Origin of the sequence: Deferribacter thermophilus (assembly GCF_049472675.1) — a bacterium.
Taxonomy (GTDB): Bacteria; Chrysiogenota; Deferribacteres; order Deferribacterales; family Deferribacteraceae; genus Deferribacter; species Deferribacter thermophilus.
Genome location: NZ_JAPNXM010000026.1, coordinates 1 through 1,231, shown reverse-complemented (window position 1 = coordinate 1,231; position 1,231 = coordinate 1). Strand labels below are relative to the sequence as shown.

The 1,231-nt window shown below is 31.8% G+C and carries 1 protein-coding gene; it reads left to right on the top strand.

Features of this window, described 5'->3' with window-relative positions:
* Positions 1-221: 221 nt before the first annotated feature.
* A complete protein-coding gene (locus OWM07_RS11135) occupies positions 222-1,226 on the top strand; it encodes an IS110 family RNA-guided transposase (RefSeq protein ID WP_423303818.1) in 1,005 nt (334 codons plus the stop codon).
* The last annotated feature ends 5 nt before the right edge of the window (positions 1,227-1,231 follow it).

Genomic DNA, 1,231 nt, shown 5'->3' with positions numbered 1-1,231 from the left:
GTCATTGTATGTTTCAAATTATGTTAACAAAGTTAGAAAAGAGTGATATAGAAAACCAGGGAAGGATAAAGAACAAGCTGGTCATTGGTTCAAGAAACCGTTCGCAATGTTGTTCCCCTACCCTGGCTCCCAAAATTGAATAGAACATTAGGCTTATAAGCCTGTATTCACAATGATAATAAAAGGGAGCTTACCACAAAATTATGGAGGAAGCAATCAAAATGAATACTAACAAGAAAAAAATAATAGGGATTGATGTTTCTAAGCAAACACTTGATGTGAGTATTTATGATGGTAGTAAGCATGAACAATATCGAGTAAGGAATAAATTCGCTGATTTTGAATCAAAAATATTATCAAAACTGTCAAACAAAAACATGGATGATTTATTATTTGTACTTGAAAATACAGGTACCTATCATTTGAAATTGGCAAATGGATTATATGAAAGAGGGTATGAAATATCAGTAGAAAATCCATTTAAAGTGAAGAAATATAGTGAGATGCTGCTGTGTAGGAGTAAGACAGATGCAGTAGATGCTAAGATAATAGCAGAGTTTGGTTATAATATAGAGTTAAATAGATATGAGCCTAAGAGTAAAGAGATGAGCGAAATAGATCAATGTTTAAAGGCGATAGAAGATTTTCATAAAACAATTTCGCAGATGACCTCACAAATAGAGAGTTTACAAAATAACCCAATAATATCAGAAGTTGTTTTAAGCAATTATGAAATGTCAATAAAAGAATTGAAAGACAAGATAAAGGAGCTTGAGTCTGAGATAGAAAGAATAATAAAGTCCCATTATTTATCTGAATATAAGTTATTATTAGGTATTCCTGGTGTAGGTAAGAGGTTGGCAGCAGGGGTAATAAGTGTTTTTGGGGATAGAATTGGTAAATTTTCAAATGCAAAGAAGATGAGCAGTTATTTAGGATTAAATCCATCGATTAAGGAGTCAGGGACATCGGTGAGGGGTAGAGGGAGTATTGCTAAACGGGGTAATAGATATTTGAGGAAATTATTATATATGGCTTCATTATCAGCGAAAAAATATAATAAAAGTTGTAAGGAACTATATGAAAGGTTATTGAGTAAAGGTAAAGCGAAGAAATTGGCACTAATAGCGGTAGCACATAAATTGCTGAGACAGATATATGCGATATTATTGAGAGGAGTAGCTTATGATGAAAATTATTCTGGTAAAATATTAACTAATATTTAAAAAAA

Coding starts and splice junctions, on each gene's coding strand:
- OWM07_RS11135 (WP_423303818.1), top strand. CDS start 222: ATGAATACTAACAAGAAAAAAATAATAGGGATTGATGTTTCTAAGCAA.